Source organism: Cellulosimicrobium sp. NPDC057127 (assembly GCF_042670945.1).
Classification (GTDB): Bacteria; Actinomycetota; Actinomycetes; order Actinomycetales; family Cellulomonadaceae; genus Cellulosimicrobium.
Genome location: NZ_JBHUUP010000001.1, coordinates 45,090 through 62,249, shown reverse-complemented (window position 1 = coordinate 62,249; position 17,160 = coordinate 45,090). Strand labels below are relative to the sequence as shown.

Here is a 17,160-nt window from a genome sequence, read left to right as displayed (position 1 = left end):
GCTGCCGGGGCGGCCCGGGCGGCCGGGGCGGCTACGGTGTCGACCATGTCGTGGGAGCTCTGGGTCGCGGTCGCCGCCCTCGCGGTGGCCGTCGTCGCGCTGACGGTCGCGCTCGGCCTGCGCGCCCAGCAGGTGCGCTCGCGCCGCGCGTCCGGCACGGCGGTCGCTGCCCCGGCGGACGGGGACCACGACGACCCGCGGGAGCTCGTCGCGTTCGTGGCCAACCCGTCGAAGCCGGACGTCGAGGGCCTCGAGGCCGTCGTGCGCGCCGCGTTCGCCGAGGCCGCGCTGCCCGAGCCGCTGTGGCTCGAGACCACGGTCGAGGACCCCGGGATCGGCCAGACCCGGGAGGCGCTCGCCCGGGGCGCGGACGTCGTCGTGGCCGTCGGCGGCGACGGCACCGTGCGCGCCGTCGCGGAGAGCATGGTGGGCAGCGGCCGGACGATGGCGCTCGTGCCGCTCGGCACGGGCAACCTGCTCGCGCGCAACCTCGACCTTCCCCTGGGCGATCCGCGCGCCGCGCTGCGCGTCGTCATCGCCGGCGCGGACCGGCCCGTGGACGTCGGCTGGGTCCGCGTGCTGCGCTGGGCCGACGACGACGCCCGCAGCGACGAGGACCGCATCCCCCCGCGCGTGCTCCCGGCGGGCGACGCGGCGTCCACGGGCGCGGACGGGCCGGCGGCGGAGCACATCTTCCTTGTCATCGCGGGCCTCGGGTTCGACGCCGCGATGGTCGCCGACGCCGACGACGTCCTCAAGGCGAAGGTCGGGTGGGTGGCCTACTTCGTCGCGGGCATCCGCCACCTGCACGGCCGGCGCATGCGCGCGCGCATCCAGCTCGACGACCACCCGGCGGTGGACGCGCGGCTGCGCTCCGTCATGATCGGCAACTGCGGGCGGCTGCCCGGCGGGATCACGCTGCTGCCCGACGCCGTCATCGACGACGGCGTGCTCGACGTCGCGGCGGTCGACACGCGCGGCGGGCTCGCGGGCTGGGCCCAGCTGTTCGGCGAGGTCGTCATGCAGGGGTTCGGCGTGCGCAGCGAGCTGCCCGCCAAGATCGGGCGGATCGACCACGCGAAGGCGCGGCGGGTACGCGTGCGCGTCGAGGGCGGCGAGCAGGCGCAGGTCGACGGGGACGTGCTCGGCCAGGCGGTCGAGCTCGAGGCGCGCGTCGACCCCGGCGCGCTGGTCGTGCGCACCGGCTGACCGTTCCTGGGGCTCCGGTGGGCCTCGCGTGGAGGCCCGGTGTGCGTCCAGCGCGCGCGGGCGCGGGCCGTCCGGGGCGCGCCACGGCGCCCCCGTAGGCTGGAACGGTGACGCTCCCGGACGCCGCCCCCGCCCGCCCGCGCCGCTCCCCCGCAGGCCGGGGCCGCGGGCGCGCGCTGACGGTGCGCACCGTCCTCGCGCTCCTCGCGACGGTGCTGCTCGCCGGGACGGGCGTCGTCGCGCCCGCGGCGGCCGCCCTCCCCGCCGCCCCGCGCACCGCGACCGGCACGGACGAGCCCGGGCCGACGACGACCGCGTCCGACCCCGAGCCGGTCGTCGTGGTCGCGGTCGCCGGCCTGTACTGGAGCGACGTGTCGCCGTCGGCCACGCCGACGCTGTGGTCGATGATCCGCACCGGCTCCGTGGCCTCGATGAGCGTGGGCCGCACGACGTGCACGACCGACGCGTGGCTCACCCTGTCCGCGGGGCAGATGATCTCGACCGCGGACCCGGCAGGGACCGAGGCCCCCGGCACGCCCGCGGCGCCGGGGAACACGACCGCCGAGGAGCCCGGGCCCGGGTGCCCGCCGGTCCCCGCGCCGGCCGGCACCACCGAGCCGGCGCCCACCGTCGTGCCCGGGTGGGCCACGCTGGTCGCCCCGGTCGAGGAGCCCACGGCGGGGACGGCCACGCACCACCCGCCCGGCACCCTCGCGTCGCGGCTCGCGCCCACGGGGGTGTGCACGACGGCCGTCGGCCCCGGCGCGGCGATCGTGCTCGCCGACGCGAGCGGCCAGGTCCCGCGCTACGTGCCGAGCCTCGCGGCGCTGCCGGAAGGCGGGCTGAACGCGTGCGACGTCACCGTCGTCGACCAGGGCGAGATCGTGGACGCCGCGACCGGCCGCACCGAGAGCCTCGCCGAGCTCGACGACGCGCTCGAGCGCGTCATGGCCGAGACCGAGCGCGGCACGCGGGTGCTCGTCGCGGGCATCTCCGCGGGACCCGTGGGCGAGCCCGGCCTCCAGGTGGTCGTGGACTGGCGGCGCGGCGAGCCGACCGGCCGGTGGCTGCACTCCCCGAGCACCCAGAAGGACGGCATCGTCCAGCTCGTCGACCTCACGGCCACCGTGGTCGACGAGGCGGGCGGGAGCACGGAGGGCCTCGACGGCGCCGCCCTCGGCCTCGGCGAGACGCGCCGCATGGACGTCGCGCGCACCGTCGAGAACCGGCAGTACCTCAACGTCCTGACGAGCACCATCCCCGCGCTGTACCCCGTGCTCGTGGGCCTGCTCGTCGCCACGCTCGTCCTCACGCTCGGCGGCGCGCTGTGGGTGCGCCGCGCGGCCGCGCGGCGCGGCGAGCCGTCACGCCCCGGGCCCGTCGGCAACCGTCTGCTCTCGGCGGTCCTCGTGGTGGCCGCGGCGGCGCCCGTCGCCGCGTCGCTCGCGAGCCTGTCCCGGTGGTGGGTGTGGAGCGCGCCCGCCCCGGCGCTCACCGCCGCGCTCGCCCTCAGCGCGGTGGTCGTCGCACTCGTCGCCTGGGGCGTCTCCCGGCTCCTGCCGCGGCGCCCCTGGGCGCTGCCGACGTCGCTCGCCGGCGTCACGTGGCTCGTGCTGACGATCGACGGCGCGACGGGCACGACGCTCCAGCAGGCGTCGCTGCTCGGCACCTCCGCCGTCGTGGGGTTCACGCGCTTCTACGGGTTCAACAACGTGACGTTCGCGGTCTACGCCGTCGCGGGGCTCGTCCTCGCGGGCGGGCTCGCGTCCGTGCTGCTGCCGCGCGCCGGGCGCCGCGCCGCCGCGTGGGCGGTCGTCGCCGTCGGCGCGGTCACGGTCGTCGTCGACGGCTGGCCCGCCTTCGGCGCGGACTTCGGCGGCATCCTCGCGCTCGTCCCCGCGTTCGCGGTGCTCGCGCTGCTCGTGGGCCGGGTGCGGATCACGTGGGTGCGCGCACTGGTCGTGGCGGCGCTCACGGTCGGCGTCGTCGCGCTCGTGGCGGTGGTCGACTGGCTCCTGCCCGGCGGCAGCTCGCACCTCGGGGGCTTCGTGCAGTCCGTGGTCGACGGCGCGGCGCTCGAGGTCCTGGGCCGCAAGGCGCTCGGTGCGTGGGCCACGATCGCGCACCCGCTCGGCGCGCTCGCCGCGGTCCTCGTCGCGCTCCTCGCGGTCGCCGTGCTGCGCCCGGAGCAGGCCCGCCTCCCGGAGGTCGCGCGCGCGTACGAGACGTGGCCCCTGCTGCGCCCCCTGGTGGTCTCGCTCGTCGTCGTCACCGGCGTGGGGTCGTTCCTCAACGACTCGGGGGTCATCATCGGCGTGATGGTGCTCGTCGTCGGCGCGGCCATGATCGTCCCCGGGTTCACGGCGACCGCCGCCGACCACCGCGCGGTCCCGAGCACCGAGCCCGGCATCCGGCGCGTGCCGTCGATGCTGCTCGCCGTCGGCGGCGGGCTCCTGCTCGTGGTGCTGCTCGCCTCGACCGTGCTGGGCTCCGGTGGCCCGGGAGCGGCCTCGGCCGCCGCCCGCGCGGGCGGCGACGTCTCCACCACGCGCGAGGACGTCATCGCGACCGACCAGCCGCTCGTCGTCGTCGGGACCACCGGCGTCACGTGGGAGGACGTCGCCGACGTGCGCGCACCCACCCTCCACGCGCTGCTCACGGACGGCGCGGGAGCCGCCGGCGTGGCGCAGCCGACCGGCTCGGCGAGCCGCTGCACCGTCGGCGGGTGGCTCGCGCTGTCCGCCGGCCAGCTCACGGAGGTCGCCACCGAGCGAGCCCCGGACGGCTCCTGGGACTGCCCGACGCCGCAGCCCGTGCCGACCGGTGACGGCGCCCGGGTGGACGGCTGGGACCGGCTCGAGGCCCTCCAGCGCGGCTCGGCCTACCAGGCGCGGCTCGGCGTGCTCGGCGAGGCGCTCGCCGACGGCACCGCCGGCGCTCCCTCGGTGTGCGCGACGGCCGTCGGCCCGGGGGCGGCGGTCGCGCTCGCCGGCACGGACGGCACCGTCGCGCGGTACCGCGACCTGTCGGCCGCGACGACGCACGGCGGGGACGCGTACGCGTGCCCCGTGACGGTCGTCGACGCCGGCGACGCCACGGCCACGGGCGCAGGCCTGTCGGCGACGGAGCAGGACGCCGCCCGCGCGACGCGCCTCGAGGCGGTCGACGCCACGATCGACGCCGTGCTCGACGCCGCGCCGTCCGGGGCCACGGTCCTCGTCGTCGACCTGGCGGGCACGCCCGGCACCCGGCCGGTCCTCGGTGCCGCGCTGGTCCGGCCGTCGCCCGACGGACCCGAGCAGGCGCGCTACCTGACGAGCGCCGCCACCCGGACCGACGGCGTCGCCCGCGCGCTCGACGTCCCTGCCACCGTGCTGGACGCAGCCGGGGTCGCCCCGCCCGCGCGCGTGCAGGACACCCCGTTCGCGTGGGGCTCCCCGCGCCCGCCGGACGCGGCGACGACGGCCGAAGTGCTCGCCGACCTCACCACGCGCGACCACGTGCGCCGGGTCGTCTACTCGTCCTTCGTCGACGTCCCGTTCTACGCCGCGCTCGCGCTCGCGGGCCTGTGCCTGGCGCTCGCGCCGCGCGCGCGCCGGGCGACGGGCGAGCGGGAGCGGCGGCTCTGGCTGCGGGCGCAGCGCGCGGCCCGCGCGGCGGCGCTCGTCCTCGCGGCGGTCCCCACGGCGGCGTTCGTCGTCTCGCTCACCGGGTGGTGGCGGTTCGCCGACCCGCTCGTCGCGATCGTCCTCGGCACGGTCGTCACGACGGCGGTCGTCGCCGCCCTCGGGGCGCTCGCCCCGCGCCGGCCCGTGTGGCTCGGCCCCGGCGTCCTCGCCGGCATCGCGTTCGCCGTCCTCACGCTGGACGCGCTCGTCGGCACCCCGCTGAACCGGGCGAGCCCGCTCGGCTCCGCCCCCACGTTCGGCGCGCGCTTCTACGGGTTCGGCAACCCGACGTTCTCCGTGTACGCGGTCGCGGCCCTCGTGCTGGCCGCCGCCCTCGCCCAGTGGCTGGTCCGGCGGCGTCGCCCGCGCACCGCCGCGGCGGTGGTGGGCGTGATCGGCCTCGTGACGATGGTCGTGGACGTGTGGCCGACCCTCGGCGCGGACCTCGGCGGCGGTCTCGTCGTCGTGCCCGCGTTCGCCGTGCTCGGCCTCGCCGCGTCGGGGGCGCGCCTGACCTGGCGACGGTTCCTCCTCGTCGCCGCCACGGGCGTCGCCGTGGTGGCGGCGGTCGGGGTGCTGGACTGGCTGCGCCCGGCGGACCAGCGCTCGCACCTCGGGCGGTTCGTCGAGCAGGTCGTCGACGGCTCGGCCTGGGACACGCTCCTGCGCAAGGCGGGCTACGCGCTGCGGTCCGTCCTCGGCGGCGTGCCGGTGTGGATCACCCTGCTCGTGCTCGTCGCGGCGGCGCTGCTGCTGTTCGCCCCGCGCCGGTTCACGCCGCGCTGGTTCGCCCGCACCGAGGAGGCCTGGCCGCTCCTGCGCCCGACGGTCCTCGCCCTGTGGATCGTGTGCGCGGCAGGTTCGGTCGTCAACGACTTCGGCGTGCGCATCGCGATGATCGCGCTCATCCCCGCCGTCCCGCTGCTCACCGTCGCCGCGCTCCACGCGACCGCCCCGCCGGAGGAGGGCGTCGACGTCGCGGCGCCCGACGAGGACGCGACGGCCACCGGGGACCTCGCTCCCGGGACGGGCAGCGCGGACACGGTGCGCGTGGGCTGAGCCCGCAGGCCGGAGGCCGGTCGGTCAGTGGCCGGTGACGCGGTCGACGGCGTAGCGCATCTTGCGGGCGTTCACCGCGACGAGCACGTCGCGGTACTGCGCGGCACGGTGGAGCTGGCCCTTGAGGTCGGAGCCCGAGGCGCGGTGCCGCAGGTCGCACGGCACCTCGACCGCGACGTACCCCTGGTGCAGCAGGTCGATTGTCATGCCCGTCTCCACGCCCCACCCCCGTGCGAGCGGCGTCGCGGCCTCGAACGCCTCGCGCGTCAGGCACCGCATGCCCGAGAGCGGCTGCGTGGGGGTCCAGCCGGTGAGCGACTGGATCGCCCGGCGCGCTGCCCCGACGACGATGCCGCGCCCCCCGGCGCCGGGCTGCGGCGGCAGGAGCGCGATGGCGACGTCCGCGTGCCCGTCGAGCACCGGCGGGACGAGCGGGGCGGTGTTGACGGCGGTCTCGCCGAGGTCGCCGTCGATGAACAGGAGCAGTCGCGGCGGCCGGTCGGGCGCGTCGCGCATCGCGACGACGGCGGCGCCCGTCTCCATCGCCGCGGCCTTGCCGCGGTTGTGCGAGTGCCGCACCACGACGGCGCCGGCCTCGCGTGCCACGTGCTGGGTGCTGTCCTCGCTGCCGTCGTCCACGACGAGCACGAGGTCGACGTGCGGGATCGCCTTGGCGGCGCGGACGGTCGCGGCGATGCGCCGCGACTCGTCCTTGGCGGGGATGATCACCGCGACGCGCTGGCGAGCGGCACGCCCGGCGCGGCCCTCCCCCACGACGGGGCGGGGCGTCCGCGCGCGGGTCCCGGAGGCCGTCAGGTAGGTCGGCACGGACCCGGGCGTCGACGTCTTCGGCGACGGGGGCGCCGTCGTCCGCCCAGCCCCGTCCTTCACCTCGGTCGACCCTTGGTCCGCGTTCACGCCGCCCAGCCTAGTAGGGCAAAGAGTTCACCGCAGAATCGTCAGCGCAGCGTGACCTGTCGGGACACGATGCCCGCGCGGGCGCGGCGCTCGTTCGCGTCGAGCGGCTCCGTGACCGCGAGGGCCTGCGTGAGCCGGGCGTCCAGCTCCGCGACGGGTCCCTCGAGCTCGTCCGCCTCCGTGCCGCGCGGGAGCTCCCACACGGGAACGAGCAGGCCGCTCGACCGGAACGCGCCGACGAACTTGCCGCCGGCGAGGCCCGACTCGCGCCGCGCATGCAGGCGCGAGATCGCGTCGATGAGCGACTCCTCGTCCTCCGGGCGCGCCCAGCGCAGGAACTCGCGGGACATGCGGCACCAGTAGGCCGACGGGACGGCGTCCAGCTTCACCGTGGGGACCATCGACCCCGAGGCCTCGTCGAGCGAGGCGCGGACCTCCGCCGTGACCTCCTGACTCGGGTCCAGCCAGTACGAGAAGTCCTCGTGCACCGTGACCTCGAACGGCACGTCGGGGTCGAGCACGTCCTGCAGGCGCGGGCCGGGCCCGGGCAGCGCGCCCAGCTCCACCGAGGTGCCGGGCTCGGCGTCGAGCGCCTCGAGGAGCGCGGCGGCGAGGTCGCGGCTCAGGTCGCCGGAACCCGCGAGGGTCTGCAGCGCGAGCAGGACCGTGCCGTCCTGGCGGTGCAGCGCCGCCCAGCCCGCGGGCAGGACGGTCACGACGAGGACGTCGCGCCCCCCGTGCTCGGCGGTCGTGCGGGCCGTCGCGGTGGCCGACGGCACGACCTCGCGCATCGCGACCCAGTCGGTCTCGCCGGGGAGCCCCTCGAACGGGCGCAGCACGAAGTCGGTCGTGGAGTTCTTGGCCATGCGCGGCAGTCTACTGACGCGCTGGGCGGGCGCGCGGGCGCAGGCGCACGTCGGGCAGCGCCGGGGCGGGCAGCGGTCCGCCCTCGTACCCGACGACCTCCCCGTACCGGCCCGCCGCGGCACCCGTGACGTAGCGCGTGCCGCCCTGCCGAGGGGCCGAGTCCGTGCCGCCGTCCCCCACCTCGAGCTGCGCCTGCCACTGGGCGCGGGCCCGCGCGACGTCGTCGTGCGAGCGGCCGACGAAGTTCCACCACATGACGATGTCCTCCGCGAACGGCTCACCGCCGACGAGGACCGCGCGCACCGGGGCGTCGGGCCCGGCCTCGACGGTCAGCGTCCGGCGGCCGGGCGCGACGTACCCCAGCGACGACACCGGCACGCCCTCCCCCTCGAGCCGCACCGCGCCGTCGTCCACGAGCAGACCGTGCTCGAACGACGGGTCGACGTCGAGGACGACGTGCGCGCCCGGCTCGAGGTCGAGCTGGGCGCCGACGAGCGGGGTGTACGCCGTCGCGGGCGAGCGGAGCTCGTCGCCGTCGACGGTCAGCGCGCCGAGGAATACCTGGACCCGCGCTCCGTCGGGCGTCGCCACGGGCAGGTCCGCGTGGTGCTCGAACGCGGGCGGGTCGGCGAGCCGGTCGCCCGGCAGCGCGACCCACAGCTGGACGCCGTGCAGCACGGGCGGCCGCACGCCGCGCGGCGACTCCTCGGAGTGCGAGATGCCGTGGCCGGCCGTCATGAGGTTGAGCTCGCCCGGCCGCACGGTCTGCAGCGAGCCGACGGAGTCGCGGTGCAGGACCTCGCCGGCGAACAGCCACGACACGGTCTGCAGCCCCGTGTGGGGGTGCGGCGGGACCTGCATCCCGTCGGTGCCGTCACCGATGGCGGCGACCGGGTCCGGGCCGTAGTGGTCGAGGAAGCACCAGGCCCCGACGAGCGAACGCGCGCGCTGCGGGATGGTGCGCCGCACCTGCATCGCGCGCGCCCCGCCGAGCGGGACGTCGCGGTGCGCGAGGACCTCCACCGCCCCGGCAGGGCCGGCGGCGCCCTCGCCAGGGCCGTCGCCCCGGCCGGGCGCACCGGACGAGCACACGCGCTCCTCGGGCCGGGTGTCCAGGTTGCTCATGGGTCGAGCGTAGGCCGCCGGGAGACGCTCGGACACACCCTCGCAGTCTTCGCACGGGGACCGCTCGCGCGAGAGAATGGCGGCGAGGCCCCTCGGAGCAGGATTCCGAGGGGCCTCGCCGTCGCCGCGCACCCCGGGGCGGTCGGGCCCGTGGGCCCGCCGGGGCGCCGCTCGCGACGAGGCGGCTCGTCGTCGCCGCGGACGCGGGAACCCGGTCCGTTCTCCTCGGCGACTCCGATCGCGGTCGGTCTTCCGGGTCCGGTGGAGCCTGCGCCGTCGCGCGCAGCCCGTGGCCTGGGCCGCGGGACGTCCACCGTTCTCCGTTCGACCGTACCCACGCGTGCGCCGTGGCCTCGGTGCCGACGGGGCCCGGGAGCCCCTCGCTGTCGCTGTCGAACATCGTCGTCCACGTGCGCCCGTGCGGGCCGATACGGACGTTTGTAGTCCCCGCTCCGGGCGAGGGCAAGAGGTTCCGCGGCTGTCATTCGCGGGCCGCCTCCGACCACAGGTCCGTCCACAGCGCGCGGTGCGGATTCGCCCCGTCGTCCACACACCTGTGGACAAAATCTGTGGACGCGCGCTCGGCCGCGTCAGGCCCAGATCGAGGACGACGACGGCGCCGCCGACGGCGCGAGCCGGTCGTCGAGATCGTGGTCACGCACCACGAACCCGCCGTCGTCGACGAGCACGCCCGGCACGCGCCCGTGGAGCACCGCCGCGAGACGGGATACGAGCAGACGTCCGCGCCCGCGGGCGACGACGTGCACCCCCGACGGCCGCTCGACCTCCAGCTCGTACGGGTCCGGCGGCTGCCACGCGAGGCGGTACGCCCAGGGCCCGTACTCGCGCGGGTCGAGGTCGCCGAGAGCCACCGGCACCTCGGGCACGTGCTGCGCACTCAGGAGCACGGCACCGTCGTACGGCGTGCCGCCCGTCACCTCGAAACCGCGCGCCCCGTCGTCCCGGTCGTCGACCCGCGCCACGCGCGCGCCCGGGACGACGGTGCGCACGACGCCGACCGCGTCCTCGGGCGCGAGGGCGACCGGGCTGTAGAGCGTGAGGTCGACGCTCGCACCCGGGTCCGGCACGAGGAGCGCGCGCCCGTCCACCACCACCGCCCCGCCCACCCGGCGCGCGGCGGCCACGGCCCAGCCCAGCAGCAGCAGCTCGACGCCCTGCGGCAGTCCCGCGGGGAAGGCCCGGGCGAGACCGTCGCGGTCGTCGGGCACGGGGGCCGGCGTGCCGCGGGGGGCCGGCTCCTCGACGTGCAGCGCGAACGCCTCGCCGGCACCGCCCCGCAGGGACAGCGCCCGCACCGCCGCCGTCGGGACGGGGAAGGGGCCGACCACGCGCACCCCGTCGGCGAGACGCAGCCGCCCGGGCCGCACCTCGTCGACCGGTGCGACGCCGCGGAACCGCGCCCCGACGGCCGGGCGCACGTCGCGGGGCGTCCCGGGGTCGGGCTCCCAGCCCGCCGTGGGGAACCAGGCGCGCGCCAGCGTGTCCAGCGGCGTGCGCGTCGCTGAGCCGGCGCACGGGAGCGCGAGCAGGTGCGCGCCGGCGTACGCCGGAGGCACGAGACCGGAGACGTCGGCGTCCATGCCGGGAAGCGTAGTGTGCCCGGAATGCGCCGATGTTACGGGTGTGTGAAGAATCTGGTGGAGATCTCGAACGCCTCGCCGGTTCAGCCGCGCACGTCGTGCAGGTGGTGGACGACGTCGTGGACGAAGTACTGCCCGAGGGTCCGGATCGTGAACACCGAGCCGTTGGAGCGCCGACCGGGCCGCTCCCACCGGTCGGGCGTGAGGGCGTCGAACCGGGTCGCGACGCGCTCACCGGCCACCTCGAGCTCGCGCGCGACGGCAGCCGGGTCCTGGTGCGCGTAGTCCGCCTGGACCGCGGCCGCGTCCTGGTCCCAGTTCGCGAAGAGCGGGTCGTCGTCCTCGACCATCGCCATGAGGCGCACGTCGAAGACCGAGAAGACGTCCCGCACGTGGGCGGCGTACTCCAGCGGCGACCACGTCGACGGGTCCGGCCGCCCGCGCACGCCCTCGCGGGCGAGGACGCGCACGTAGCGCGGGACGGCGTCGCGCACCGCGGCGCCCACCCGGTCCGGCGTGACGTCGGCGGCGACGAAGCCGCACTCCGGGCACGGACGTGCCAGGACCCAGGTCCAGTCCTTGGTGTCCGCGGGGACGGGCGGGTACTCCTGCGCGCCGTCCTGCGCCGCAGGGGTGTCACCGGGGTGCGGGGTGGTGTCCATGCGGGGAGTCTGGCAGAGGGCGCCGACGGCGACGAGACCCGGCGCCGCCGGTGTGCTGACGCCGAGGGCCTACCATGTCAGCATGCCGAAGATCATCGGAGGGTCCCTCCACGAGCACCGCGCCCAGACCCGGCAGAAGCTGTTCGCGGCGCTCTCGAACCTCATGATGGACCGCGGCTTCGACGCGATCTCGCTCGCCGACATCGCCGCCGCGGCGGGTGTGGGCCGCACGGCCGTGTACAACCACTTCCCCGACAAGGAGGCGCTCCTCCTCGGGTTCATCACGCACGAGACCGAGCAGTACGTCGGCACGCTGGAGCGCGCCCTGACGGACGTGTCGGACCCGGTCGCGCAACTGCGCACCTACATCCGCCAGCAGGCCCAGCTCAAGCGCGTGTTCCACCTCGCCCCGGGGCCCGACCTGCGGACCGTGCTCTCGCGCACCACGCGCCAGCGCCTGCGCGAGCACGCCGAGCTCGTCGAGGCGATCCTGCGCCGGATCGTCCGGTCCGGGATCGACGCGGGGGCGTTCCCCGCGCAGGACATCGACACGACCGTCCAGCTCGTCAACGCGTGCCTGTCCGGCCGCCTCGTCCCCGACGACCCCGCGGCCAGGGAGCAGGCGATCGACGCCACGGAGGCGTTCGTGCTCCGCGCCGTCGGGGCGGACGTGCGCACCCCGGCGCTCGCGGCGCACCGCTGAGCGCCCCGGTGGCAGGCCCCGCACGACCCCGCCTGGGACCGGCGTTCGCCAACGTCTTCACGGCGAACCTCAGCTCGAGCCTCGGGGACGGCGTCGCGCGCGTGGCGGCCCCGCTGCTCGCCGTCCGCCTCACCGACGACCCCTTCCTCGTGTCCGGGATCGCGGCGGCGGCCCTCCTGCCGTGGCTGTTCTTCGCCATCCCCGCGGGGATCCTGCTCGACCGGATCGACCGCCGCCACGCGCTCGCCCTCGCCAACGGCGTCCGCACCGCGCTCGCGCTCGGGCTCGTCGCCCTCGCGTGGACGGACACCCTCACCATCTGGTTCCTGTACGCGGTCGTGTTCCTGTACGGCGCCTTCGAGACGGTGTACGACGGCGCGATCCGCGCCGTCGTCCCGTCGATCGTGCGGCCGGCCGACCTCCCGCGCGCGAACTCGCGCATCGAGGCGGGCGAGATCACCGTGCAGAACTTCCTCTCGGCGCCGCTGACGTCGGCGCTCTTCGCGGTCGCCGTCGTCGTGCCGCTGGGGGTGGGCGCCGCGACGTACGCTGCGGCCTTCGTCCTGGCGTTCTTCCTCCCGGCGGCCGCGGCGGGCGAGCACCGCTCGGACCCGGCGCGCGGGACGCCGGTGCGCTGGTACCGCCAGACGGCGGACGGGTTCCGGTTCATCTGGGGGCACCCGATGCTGCGGCCGCTGTGGCTGCTGTCGACGGTGGTCGGGATCTGCTTCTCGGCGGCGACCGCGACCCTCGTGCTCTACGTGCTCGAACGGCTCGGGGTCCCCGAGGGCTGGTTCGGCGCCTTCATGCTCGCCGGCGCGCTGGGATCGCTGCTCGCCGCCGCCGTCGCCACGCCGCTCAAGGACCGGTTCCGCTCGGGCCCGGTCATGGCGGTCGCGAACCTGGTGACGCCCACGATGCTGGTGCTGATCGGGCTCTTCCCCGTGGTCCCGGTCGCGGCCGCCGGCCTCGCGATCGGGTTCGGCGGGACGACGGTGTGGAACGTGCACGTGATGTCGCTGCGGCAGGCGGTCATCCCGAGCCGCCTGCTGGGCCGGGTCCACGGCACGTGGCGCACCCTGCTGTGGGGCGTGATGCCGCTCGGGTCGTTCCTCGGCGGCCTGCTGGCCCGCATCGACCTCACCACGCCGCTCGTCGTCGGCGGCGGGCTCGCGGTCGCGACGGGGCTCGTCGGGTTCCGCTTCCTCGCGCGCCTGCCCAACCCGGAGGACGTCGCACCCACACCCTCCGCCCCGGACGCCGTGGACGCCGTCGGCGCCGTTCCGGCACCAGCGAAGAACGCCCTGCCCGCAGAGGATAGGTAAACCTCACCTCACTGCGCTACAGTGCGTGTCGCGACGTCCTGACAAGCCGTCAGGTCCGCGACCGGAACCCACCGCAGGAGCTCCCGTGACCGCTCTCTCGCACGACCTCGGCACCGCCCGACGGCCCGTCGCGCTCTCGCACCGCCTGCGGGAGGGCACGCGGCCCGAGCACGAGCAGGCGGAGACCTCGGGCTTCGTCGAGCACCTGATGTCCGGGCAGCTCGACGTCGCGGCCTACGCGGACCTCGCCGCGCAGCAGTGGGCGGTCTACCGCGCGCTCGAGGACGCGAGTGCCGCGATCCGCTCCGACGCCCAGGGCGCGACGCTCGTGTTCGACGAGCTGACGCGGACCCCGGAGATCGAGAAGGACCTCACCTTCCTCGTGGGGGCGAACTGGGCAGAGCGCATCACCGTCCACCCGGCGACCGAGCGGTACGTCGCGCGCCTGCACGAGGTGGGCGGCTCCCTGCCCGCGTACGCCGCGCACGCGTACACGCGCTACCTCGGCGACCTGTCCGGCGGGCAGATCGTCAAGCGCATGCTGGAGCGCCACTACGGGCTGTCGCAGGACGGGCTCGCGTTCTACACGTTCACCGAGATCCCGAAGTCCAAGCCGTTCAAGGACGTGTACCGGGGGCGTCTCGACGCGCTCGAGCTGTCACCCGACGAGCTCGACGCGACCGTCGCGGAGGCGCAGCACGCCTTCCGCCTCAACAGCGCGATGTTCGCGGACCTCGGCGCGGTCCACTGCTGAACCGGCGGCCCACCTGCGCGGGGGCACCTTAGGGTAGGGTCACCTAAGTCGCTGCCCGTGTCCCTGGAGTCACCACGATGCCCCGCTCTGCCCACGCCTTGCTGCGCCGCCCGTCGACGTCCGTCGCCCGGTCGCCGCGCCGGTGGGCCCGCCGTGCGACGACCGGCCTGACGGGCGCGGCGTGCGCCGTCGCGCTCGGGCTCACCACGGCCTGCGCCCCGCTGCCGTACGAGCCGCCGACGAGCCCCGCCGCCACGGAGGCCGCCGCGCCGGTCGAGGCGACGCCCACCCAGGACGCGGCGGAGGACGCCGCAGCCCTCGCCTGCACGACGCTCGAGGAGTCCCGCGCGACCGGAGGCGGCTCGGACGCCGACCCGGCGTCGTTCCCCACCGGCCCCACCACCGCGACCTTCGCCGACGACACGGTCGACCCGGTCGCGGACGCCCCCGCGCCGCAGCTCCCGGTGACCGTCGAGTCCGCCGACGGGCGCCAGGTCGAGGTCGCCGACGTCAGCCGCATCATCCCCGTCGACCTCTACGGCACGCTCGGCGAGATCGTCTACAGCCTGGGCCTCGGCGCGAACGTGGTCGGCCGCGACCTGCCGACCGGCTTCCCGGAGGCCGCGGACGTCCCCGTGGTCACGGGCGCGGGCCACCAGCTCGACGTCGAGGCGATCCTCGGCCTCGACCCGACCGTGATCCTCACCGACGCGACGATCCTCACCGACGACGTGCGCAGCCAGCTCGAGCAGTCGGGCGTCCCGGTCGTGTACTTCGACGAGTCGCGCACGCTGGACGGGGTCGACGACCGCATCCGTGCCGTCGCGACGGCCCTCGGCGTCCCCGAGCCGGGAGAGACCCTGGTCGAGCGGACCGACCGCCAGATCTGCGCGGCGCTCGACGCCGTCCCGGTCGACACCGGCACGCCGCGCGTCGCGTTCCTCTACCTGCGCGGCGCGAACATCAAGATGCTCTTCGGTCCCGGCTCGGGAGCCGACGACCTGATCCGCGCGATCGGGGGCGAGGACGCCGGCACGGCCGTCGGGCTCGACCGCGAGTACGCACCGGTGACGAGCGAGGCGATCATCAGCGCCGCGCCCGACGCCTATCTCGTCATGACCGACGGCCTGGAGTCGATGGGCGGCCTCGACGCCATGATGGCGATCCCCGGGCTCGCGCAGACGCCCGCCGGCGAGGCGCGGCGCGTCGTCGACATGGACGGCTCCCGCCTGCTGACCTTCGGGCCGCGCACCGGGGCCACGATCGCCGCGCTCGTCGAGGCGTTCTACGGCGTGCCGGCCCCCGACCTCCCGGCGTCGTGACCAGACCGCTCGCGCGCGTGCTGCCCGACGTCGGGCGCGACCGCCGCAACGCCGCGCGCTGGCTCCTCGCCGGCCTGGGCGTGGCGCTCGTCGTCCTCACCGTCGTGTCCGGCATGACCGGGCAGGTCCCGGTGTCCCCGGCGGAGGTGCTCGGGTCGCTCGCGCACCACGTCGGGCTCGACCGGGGGCCGATGCCGTCGCACCCGCAGGGCGAGAACGCGCTGTGGGTCGTGCGGTTCCCGCGCGTCGTGCTCGCGATCGTCGTCGGGGCCGCGCTCGCGTGCTCGGGGGCGCTCATGCAGGGCGTGTTCGGCAACCCGCTCGCCGAGCCCGGAGTCATCGGCGTCTCGTCCGGTGCGGCGGTCGGCGCGTGCGCGGTCATCGTCACCGCGGGCGCGCTCGTGCCCGGCACGTGGGTCGCGGGGGCGGCGTTCCTCGGCGGCCTCGTCACGACGTTCGTCGTCTACGCGCTGGCCCGCGCGGGCGGCCGCACGGAGGTCGTCACGCTCGTGCTCACCGGCATCGCGGTCAACGCGTTCGCGGGCGGGCTGCTCGCGTTCTTCACGTTCGTCGCCGACCCGGCGGCCCGTGAGCAGATCGTCTTCTGGCAGCTCGGGTCGCTCGGCGGCGCCACGTGGAGCTCGGTCGCCGTCGTGCTGCCGATCGCCGTCGTGGGCGTGACGGGCGCGATGCTCGTGCGCCGCCGGATGGACCTGCTCGCGCTGGGCGAGCGCGCGGCCCACCACCTCGGCGTGGACGTCGAACGGCTGCGCCAGGTCGTCATCGTGCTCGTCGCGCTGCTCGTCTCCGCGGGGACCGCGTTCACGGGCATCGTCGCGTTCGTCGGGCTCGTCGTCCCCCACCTGGTGCGCATGGTGTGCGGGCCGAGCCACCGCACGCTCGTCCCGGCGTCGGTGCTCGGCGGCGCCGTCGTGCTGCTCGCCGCGGACCTCCTCGCGCGCAGCGCCGTCGAGAACGTCGAGCTGCCGCTCGGGATGATCACCTCCCTCGTCGGCGGGCCGTTCTTCTTCTACCTGCTGCGCCGCACGCGCTCGCGCCAGGGAGGCTGGGCATGAGCGACCTGCGCCACGAGGGCTCGACGTTCCTCGCGTCCCTGCGCACCGCCGTCGCCGGTGCCCGACGACGCTCGCGCCGCCCCGGCCCCGTCGCGCCCGGCGAGGTGGTCACCGCCGCGCACGCGGTGTCGCTCACGCTCGGCGGGGCACCGGTGCTGCGGGACGTGTCCGTCGACGTGCACGCGGGCCAGGTGCACGCGCTGCTCGGGCCCAACGGCGCGGGCAAGTCGTCGCTGCTCGGCGTGCTCACCGGCGACCTCGCGCCACAGGCCGGCGTCGTCGTCGCGCACGGGCGCGCGCTGACCGCCTGGACCCCGACCGAGCTCGCGATGCGCCGCGCCGTGCTGCTCCAGCAGATCACGCTGAGCTTCCCGTTCACCGCGGTCGACGTCGTGCGCATGGGGCGCTCCCCGTGGCGCGGGACGCCGATCGAGGAGGCCGACGAGGACGCCGTCCGCGCGGCGATGGCCTCGACCGACGTCGCGCACCTCGCCGAGCGGCACTTCACGTCCCTGTCCGGGGGCGAGCGGGCGCGCGTCGCGCTCGCCCGCGTCCTCGCGCAGCGCACCGCCCTGCTCCTGCTCGACGAGCCCACGGCAGCGCTCGACCTCAAGCACCAGGAGCTCGTCCTGCAGCTCGCGCGGGCGCACGCCGCCGCGGGCGGTGCCGTCGTCGTCGTGGTGCACGACCTGTCGCTCGCCGCCGCGTACGCCGACCGCGTCACGCTGCTCGCGCACGGGCGCGTGGTCGCCGACGGCACCCCGCGCGAGGTGCTCACCGAGACGCTGCTCAGCGACGTCTACGACCATCCCGTCGAGGTCGTCGAGCACCCCGGCGGCGGCGCCCCGATCGTGCTGCCGCGCCGCTGAGG

Annotated in this window: 13 protein-coding genes; 8 read left to right on the top strand and 5 right to left on the bottom strand. The window is 76.3% G+C overall.

What is annotated here, in order from left to right; all coding sequences use genetic code 11:
- Positions 1-45 precede the first annotated feature (45 nt).
- Positions 46-1,209, top strand: coding sequence for a diacylglycerol/lipid kinase family protein (locus tag ACFTZA_RS00255; protein WP_378189496.1), 1,164 nt, complete (start codon positions 46-48; stop codon positions 1,207-1,209).
- Between the two features lie 107 nt (positions 1,210-1,316).
- Positions 1,317-5,936: a hypothetical protein gene (locus ACFTZA_RS00250; RefSeq protein WP_378189494.1), complete on the top strand. Its 4,620-nt coding sequence runs from the start codon at positions 1,317-1,319 to the stop codon at positions 5,934-5,936.
- 24 nt (positions 5,937-5,960) lie between these two features.
- Here the strand turns inward: ACFTZA_RS00250 and ACFTZA_RS00245 are convergent, their stop codons facing one another.
- The 5 genes from ACFTZA_RS00245 to ACFTZA_RS00225 all read right to left on the bottom strand — a co-directional run bounded on the left by ACFTZA_RS00245 (position 5,961) and on the right by ACFTZA_RS00225 (position 11,109).
- Positions 5,961-6,752 (bottom strand): glycosyltransferase family 2 protein, encoded by a 792-nt coding sequence (locus ACFTZA_RS00245; protein WP_378190065.1) that lies wholly within the window; start codon positions 6,750-6,752, stop codon positions 5,961-5,963.
- 143 nt (positions 6,753-6,895) lie between these two features.
- On the bottom strand, positions 6,896-7,720 hold the full coding sequence (locus ACFTZA_RS00240; RefSeq protein ID WP_378189492.1) for a DUF5926 family protein: 825 nt from the start codon (positions 7,718-7,720) through the stop codon (positions 6,896-6,898).
- Positions 7,721-7,730: 10 nt separating this feature from the next.
- Positions 7,731-8,846, bottom strand: coding sequence for a pirin family protein (locus ACFTZA_RS00235; RefSeq protein ID WP_378189490.1), 1,116 nt, complete (start codon positions 8,844-8,846; stop codon positions 7,731-7,733).
- A gap of 590 nt (positions 8,847-9,436) precedes the next feature.
- A complete protein-coding gene (locus tag ACFTZA_RS00230) occupies positions 9,437-10,447 on the bottom strand; it encodes a hypothetical protein (RefSeq protein WP_378189487.1) in 1,011 nt (336 codons plus the stop codon).
- Between the two features lie 83 nt (positions 10,448-10,530).
- Positions 10,531-11,109, bottom strand: a complete 579-nt coding sequence (locus tag ACFTZA_RS00225; RefSeq protein ID WP_378189485.1) for a DinB family protein — start codon at positions 11,107-11,109, stop codon at positions 10,531-10,533.
- 82 nt (positions 11,110-11,191) lie between these two features.
- Here ACFTZA_RS00225 and ACFTZA_RS00220 point away from each other — a divergent pair, with 82 nt between their 5' ends.
- The 6 genes from ACFTZA_RS00220 to ACFTZA_RS00195 all read left to right on the top strand — a co-directional run bounded on the left by ACFTZA_RS00220 (position 11,192) and on the right by ACFTZA_RS00195 (position 17,158).
- On the top strand, positions 11,192-11,812 hold the full coding sequence (locus ACFTZA_RS00220) for a TetR/AcrR family transcriptional regulator (RefSeq protein ID WP_378189483.1): 621 nt from the start codon (positions 11,192-11,194) through the stop codon (positions 11,810-11,812).
- An 8-nt stretch (positions 11,813-11,820) separates the two neighbouring features.
- Positions 11,821-13,137, top strand: coding sequence for an MFS transporter (locus tag ACFTZA_RS00215; protein WP_378189481.1), 1,317 nt, complete (start codon positions 11,821-11,823; stop codon positions 13,135-13,137).
- Between the two features lie 85 nt (positions 13,138-13,222).
- Positions 13,223-13,891: a heme oxygenase (biliverdin-producing) gene (locus ACFTZA_RS00210; RefSeq protein WP_378189479.1), complete on the top strand. Its 669-nt coding sequence runs from the start codon at positions 13,223-13,225 to the stop codon at positions 13,889-13,891.
- Positions 13,892-13,968: 77 nt separating this feature from the next.
- Positions 13,969-15,213 carry a hemin ABC transporter substrate-binding protein gene (locus ACFTZA_RS00205; protein WP_378189476.1) on the top strand — a complete coding sequence of 415 codons (1,245 nt, stop codon included), beginning with the start codon at positions 13,969-13,971 and terminating at the stop codon, positions 15,211-15,213.
- On the top strand, positions 15,210-16,289 hold the full coding sequence (locus ACFTZA_RS00200) for a FecCD family ABC transporter permease (RefSeq protein WP_378189474.1): 1,080 nt from the start codon (positions 15,210-15,212) through the stop codon (positions 16,287-16,289). The genes ACFTZA_RS00205 and ACFTZA_RS00200 overlap by 4 nt, the downstream gene beginning before the upstream one ends.
- The gene (locus ACFTZA_RS00195; RefSeq protein ID WP_378189472.1) at positions 16,286-17,158 is read left to right on the top strand and encodes a heme ABC transporter ATP-binding protein; all 873 of its coding nucleotides are present in this window, start codon (positions 16,286-16,288) and stop codon (positions 17,156-17,158) included. Before ACFTZA_RS00200 ends, ACFTZA_RS00195 begins: the two co-directional genes overlap by 4 nt.
- Positions 17,159-17,160: the final 2 nt, after the last annotated feature.